Here is a 6,349-nt window from a genome sequence, read left to right as displayed (position 1 = left end):
CAAATCGAACGTCAGTTTGGTAAAGGTTCTATTATGCGTTTGGGTGACAACCAAACGATGGACATCGCATCGGTATCAACTGGTTCGCTAGGCCTAGATGTCGCCTTAGGTATCGGTGGTTTGCCATTTGGACGAGTAGTTGAAATCTACGGTCCAGAATCGAGTGGTAAAACAACGCTGACTTTACAGGTCATCGCCGAAGCGCAAAAAGCAGGTAAAACGTGTGCGTTTGTCGACGCAGAGCATGCATTAGATCCGATTTACGCAGAGGCGCTTGGCGTACGTGTAGATGACTTGTTGGTTTCTCAACCGGATACAGGTGAGCAAGCGTTAGAAATTTGTGACATGTTAGTCCGCTCAGGTGCCGTTGATGTGGTGATTGTCGACTCAGTTGCAGCGTTGACACCTAAGGCAGAGATTGAGGGCGAAATGGGCGATAGCCACGTTGGCTTGCAAGCCCGTTTGATGTCGCAAGCACTGCGTAAGCTGACCTCTAATATCAAAAAGTCGAACAGCTTATGTATCTTTATTAACCAAATACGTATGAAGATTGGCGTGATGTTTGGTAACCCTGAAACCACAACCGGTGGTAATGCATTGAAGTTTTACTCTTCTGTGCGTTTAGATATCCGTCGTACAGGTGCGCTTAAAGAAGGCGACGAAGTGGTCGGTAATGAAACACGTGTTAAAGTCGTCAAAAACAAGGTAGCGCCACCGTTTAAAGAAGCCAACTTCCAGATTATGTATGGTCGTGGCATCTCTAAAGAAGGCGAGTTGGTGGACTTAGGTGTGAAGCATAAGCTTGTCGATAAAGCGGGTGCTTGGTATAGCTATAAAGGCGATAAAATTGGTCAAGGTAAAGCGAATGCGATGAAGTTCTTGCAAGAGAACCCCGCGATTGCTGAAGAGATCGAGGCTCAGTTACGTGAACTCTTACTCGTTAAGCCGGCTAAGAAAAATAAAGAGGAAGCGCCTGCTGCCGACGCAAAAGATAAAGGCAAGGCAAAAGCTAAAGCCGATACCGATGATGATCTGTCATTGAGCTAATTGTTGCAGGTTAAGAAAAAAAGCGCCTAAAGGGCGCTTTTTTTGTATCGGTGTATCCACTTCCGTAGTCGCTATATACGCGGCGGTTGAACGGAAAACAAGTCCTGATGCAGTTTAGCCGCGTAAGCGTCGGTCATTCCAGAAAGATAGTCAGAAATGACACGTGCCGCATTTAGACCTTGTCGCTTAGCTGTTTGGTAACGCGAAGCGGTATTTTCAGGCAATAAGCGCTCAGGCTCTACGGACAGTGCATCGAACAGCTCCATTACAATTTGCTGGCCTTTAAACTCCTGAACTTGCATCTCAGGTTTTCTTATTACGAACGTAAAAATGAAGTGCTTTAAAGCATTCAACAGCTGCTGTTCGGTTTCCGCGAGCTGCGCTTTATAGGCTAGCAAGTCAGATTCAAACTGTTCATCCTGAGACACTAATCGAGTCGAGGTAAGTATGCGATTGACCAAACTACCGATGGCCGCTTTGCGTTCATAATGATGACTTGAGAACAAATGGTCAGTCAGTTCCACTGCATCAAAGTCGGCCAACGAAGACGCGAGCTCTTGTAGTTTGGGGAACATTTGCTCTAACCATAACTCACGGTTTATCAAACCAACGACAATCGCGTCCTCAAGATCATGCACACCATATGCGATATCGTCCGCAATCTCCATAATGGACGCATCCACGCTTTTAAATGCACTGCGACCATGACGATCGGTGGTTGGCATTTCGCTAAATTGGCCAAAGCGAGCGCGATCGCTTTCAGAAAGCGGGTCAAGCAACCAATCTAATGCGGCTGTATCATCATCGTAGAGCGCTTTTGCGGGTAGCCATTGACGGGTCGGTAGATGACGGAAATGAGTGACATCATCGGGTAAAATCTCGCGTCGCGCCGACGACATCAACACTGGATACTTGAGCAAACCAAGCAGCGTACGACGACTTAAATTCATACCCGCGTTGGGAGTATATGCTTCAATTTGAGTGACAATCCTAAATGTCTGTCCGTTACCCTCAAACCCGCCATGATGACGCATCATATAGTTAAGTGCGATTTCGCCACCGTGTCCAAACGGTGGGTGACCGATATCGTGAGCAAGACAAAGGGATTCGATTAATGACTTGGATAAACCCAATGTTTTACTGATTTGCGGCTGCTGCTGGCTTAAATGAGCCACTAAACTCGAGCCGATCTGACTCGCCTCTAATGAGTGTGTCAATCGCGTGCGCGGGAAGTCGTGCATGCCGATATACATCACTTGGGTTTTTGCTTGTAGTCGACGAAATGCAGCTGAGTGAAGAATACGCGCCTTATCGCGTTGAAAGGCCGAGCGTGTATCGCCGTGGCGGTGTGGAGTCGGAGCGTAGCGTGATAGCCATTCCGATGAGCGCATGTTGATGTCCTTAATAGTTACTGCCTCCCGATTTCTCGAGCCCAAGCTTGAGCCTGTTGATAATAGAGTACGAGCGTCTTTGACTCTACTCTCAACCGTTCCGCAATCAATTCAAGTTTAGCCCAGTCTGTTGTTTCTAGAGCTTCACAAGCTTTTAAGAAAAAGCTGAGCGGTCCTTTGCCTTCGATAAGCGGACGTTTAATTTCAGCCGCAATTGCGACGCCTGAGAGGATGGCGTTCAAATCGTTATCCATCATGGCATCTAACTTTGATAACAAACCAGTAAGGAACGCACTTGCAGCGTCTGCACCGTAGTTTTTATTGTGTAGCGCCAACTGCTCCATAAATCGAGCGCGAACGAACGACAGCTTGATGAGCTCATCAGGTTTCCCCTCGGCGAGGGTTGCTGTGGCTATTAAAGCGGTAAACTTACGTAGTTCAGCCTGACCGAGCCTAACAATGGCTTGCTGAATTGAGTGTATTTCTGATTGGCGTTTAAAAAATGCTGAGTTAACAAACCTGAGCAGCTTATAGGTCAAGCCAACATCTTGCTCTATTAAATCAGCGATAGCATCAACCTGATAGTTGGCATCACTGGTGAGCTCTAGCAAGCGCACACACACGGTTTGGGAAGAGCTTAGTGCGCGTCGTTGCATCATTTCTGGACGCGCGAAAAAATAACCTTGAAATAAGCTGAAGCCCAACTCGCGCGCCTGCGAAAACTCGTCTGGTGTTTCTATTTTTTCGGCAAGGTATTGACCGTTAAACGCGCTTAGTTGTTTAAGTATTTGACGAATCTGAATCATCGATAATGCGCGAAAGTCCACTTTGATGATATCAATGTAGGGTAAAAATCGTTGCCACTGCGCTGAATACTCAAAGTCATCCAGTGCAATTTGATAGCCTTCAGATTTCAGTTCCTTAACCGCTTCGAATACACAGTCTGACGGCGAAACAGTTTCGAGTAATTCAACAACGGTGCCTTTACAGGGCAGTAAACGAGGCAAGCGATCGATAATCGCCTGTTCGGAAAAATTTACAAACGCGTGATGATTATCCGTGAGCTCGCGGATCCCAGTATTGAATTCACCACCATCAACAAGACGTAAAGTTGCTTCATCAGAGGTGACGTTAGGAAACGCGTTATTAGGTCCATCTCTAAATAGCAGTTCGTAACCGTACAATTGTTTGTCTTGAGTTAAGATGGGTTGCCGTGCAACGTAAAAAAACACTGAGTAGACTCCGAGCTTATAAATACTCTATCCTAGATGATAGTTTGTACAGTTTACTCACATTGTTAATCATTGGGAAGTCGCTAAATGTCAGAAGTGAAAGTAGCGCTCGCACTTGGATCGGGCGCAGCTCGTGGTTGGTCTCACATCGGTGTGATAAAAGCGTTAGAAGAAATGGGTGTGCATATCAATATGGTGGCCGGCACCTCTATCGGTTCGCTTGTCGGCGCCGGCTACGCATCCGGTCGGTTGGAGGAAATCGAAGACTGGGTGCTCAACATGGGGCGCTGGGAAGTTTGGAATCTTCTTGATTTTGGTTTTAACCAAGGTGGGCTAATTGGTGGTGAAAAGGTATTTAATGTGGCGCGAGAGCAATTTGGCGCCAAAAAGATAGAAGATTTGCCAATCACCTATGGTGCGGTTGCCACTGATTTATATAGTGGTCGAGAAATTTGGTTGCGCAAAGGTGACTTATATGATGCATCGCGCGCATCATGTGCCATGCCCGGTGTTTTGGCTCCGACGGCTTTTGATGGTCGTTGGCTGATCGACGGCGGCCTTGTCAACCCTGTTCCTGTATCGCTTTGTCGAGCGCTAGGTGCCGACTTTGTAATTGCGGTACACCTCAACTCGCAGTTAAATGCGCGCGCTGTCGAACAACGCGGTCGCAAAATTCCACCACAGACAGAAGCTGAGCAGGTTCAAAAGGAACAAATGGAGCAAAAACGCTCAGATGGCGAGCATGGTTTTTTTGAAAACTTCTTGTCGAGTAGTACGCATTACATTGACAACTTGAAAGACCGTTTTAAAGCTAACCCAAATAAGCCACCGGGAATGTTTAGTGTAATGTCAGGCGCTATCGACATTATGCAGGAGCGTATCACCAAAGCCCGTATGGCAGGGGACCCACCTGACATACTGATCCAGCCTAAATTAGGTCACATCGGTATTATGGAGTTTGATCGAGGTAACGAAGGTATTGAAATCGGTTATGAAACCACCAAGCGTATGGAAAGTTTGATTATGGAAGAAATTCAGCTGTTCGCAGAACGCAGAGGTTGAACCGTTTGTTTTAATCAACACGATAAAAAAAGCCACCGTTAAGGTGGCTTTTTAGTATCTGACTGCAATATATCAATACAGTGTTTTACTTCGCAGTGTGGTAATGGTCGTCCATGATTTTTTCCATCTCATCGAACTTATCACGGAGGTTTTGATCCGGCTCTGCGGTTACCAAACTACCGACAATAATAGCGATGGTTGAGATGATGAACCCTGGTACGATCTCATACACGTATGCGCTGAGGTGTTCACCGTCAACGGTTGGACCATAAATCCAAACAAGTACTGTGATTGCACCGAGAAGCATACCTGCTAGGGCACCATGACGGTTCATGCGGCGCCAGAACAAGCTCAGGATAACGACAGGACCAAATGCGGCACCAAAGCCTGCCCATGCGTTAGACACTAACGAAAGAATGGTGTTCTCTGGGTTCCAAGCCAGCCAAATGGCAACCAATGAAACCACGAGTACCGAGATACGGCCTACAGCCACCAACTCTTTCTCCGACGCATCTTTACGCAAGAAGGCTTTATAGAAATCTTCCGTGAGTGAACTTGAGCTCACTAACAGCTGCGACGAGATGGTACTCATGATAGCCGCAAGAATCGCTGCTAACAGGAAGCCACCAATGAGTGGGTGGAATAAGAACTGTGAGAAAATGATAAAAATCGTTTCCGCATCATTCAGTGTCATTTGTGTCTCGGCTACATAGGCAATACCAACAAAGCCTGTCGCCATGGCACCGATGATTGAAACGAACATCCAGCTAATACCAATGCGGCGTGCGTTCTTGATATCACTCACTGAACGGATCGCCATAAAACGCACGATGATATGGGGTTGGCCGAAGTACCCCAGACCCCAGGCGAGCAGGGATATTATGCCGAGTGCCGCGAGACTCTCGCCAGTCGAACCATCCATAAAGAAGTCGAGGAACTGCGGATTAATATCTTTGACTTGACCGACCACATCACTGTAACCACCGAGCTCAGCGAAGGCGACGATGGGCACAAGCACCAGTGCGACAAACATGATACAACCTTGCACAAAGTCGGTCATACTTACAGCGAGAAAGCCACCGAACAAGGTATACGCACAGACAACGCCGGCGGTTACCCATAAGCCCGTGGTGTAATCCATGCCGAAGGAGCTATCAAATAGCTTACCCCCTGCAACTAGACTCGCTGACGTGTAAAGAGTGAAGAAGATAATGATAACGACTGACGAGAATATACGTAGCGCACGTCCTTTATCATTAAAGCGGTTGGCAAAATAATCCGGAATGGTAATCGCATCATCTGCAACTTCAGTGTAAGTACGCAGTCGTGGCGCGACAATCACGTAGTTGAGATAAGCGCCAATGACCAAACCCACAGCAATCCATAGTTGCGATACGCCGGCAACATAAATCGCTCCGGGTAGACCCATCAACATCCAACCACTCATGTCAGACGCACCAGCAGACAGCGCTGTCACAGCCGGTCCCAATCCACGGCCACCCAGCATATAGCCTGATACAGAGTCCGTTGATTTTTTATAAGCATATAAGCCAATGCCTAGCATGACCATAAAGTACAGCGCTAGCGATATCAGAGTACCTGTTTCCACATTAAACT

Annotated in this window: 5 protein-coding genes; 2 read left to right on the top strand and 3 right to left on the bottom strand. The window is 47.1% G+C overall.

Annotation, left to right across the window (positions count from 1 at the left end; genetic code table 11):
- A partial coding sequence (recA, locus tag B2X00_RS07365) for a recombinase RecA (protein WP_290486814.1) occupies positions 1–1,047 on the top strand: 1,047 nt, incomplete at its 5' end.
- A 71-nt stretch (positions 1,048–1,118) separates the two neighbouring features.
- On the opposite strand, the gene B2X00_RS07360 is transcribed toward recA, so the two are convergent.
- Positions 1,119–2,438, bottom strand: coding sequence for an anti-phage deoxyguanosine triphosphatase (locus tag B2X00_RS07360; protein WP_290486812.1), 1,320 nt, complete (start codon positions 2,436–2,438; stop codon positions 1,119–1,121).
- A 17-nt stretch (positions 2,439–2,455) separates the two neighbouring features.
- Positions 2,456–3,670 carry an EAL and HDOD domain-containing protein gene (locus B2X00_RS07355; protein WP_290486810.1) on the bottom strand — a complete coding sequence of 405 codons (1,215 nt, stop codon included), beginning with the start codon at positions 3,668–3,670 and terminating at the stop codon, positions 2,456–2,458.
- An 87-nt stretch (positions 3,671–3,757) separates the two neighbouring features.
- On the opposite strand from B2X00_RS07355, the gene rssA reads away from it, so the two are divergent.
- Positions 3,758–4,732 (top strand): patatin-like phospholipase RssA, encoded by a 975-nt coding sequence (gene rssA, locus B2X00_RS07350; protein ID WP_290486808.1) that lies wholly within the window; start codon positions 3,758–3,760, stop codon positions 4,730–4,732.
- Between the two features lie 85 nt (positions 4,733–4,817).
- Here the strand turns inward: rssA and putP are convergent, their stop codons facing one another.
- Positions 4,818–6,341 carry a sodium/proline symporter PutP gene (gene putP, locus B2X00_RS07345; protein WP_290486806.1) on the bottom strand — a complete coding sequence of 508 codons (1,524 nt, stop codon included), beginning with the start codon at positions 6,339–6,341 and terminating at the stop codon, positions 4,818–4,820.
- Between the last annotated feature and the right edge of the window lie 8 nt (positions 6,342–6,349).

This window comes from Idiomarina sp. UBA3162 (genome assembly GCF_002364475.1).
Classification (GTDB): domain Bacteria; phylum Pseudomonadota; class Gammaproteobacteria; order Enterobacterales; family Alteromonadaceae; genus Idiomarina.
Note: the sequence above shows the minus strand (reverse complement) of the source record. Positions and strands in the feature narration are given on the sequence as shown.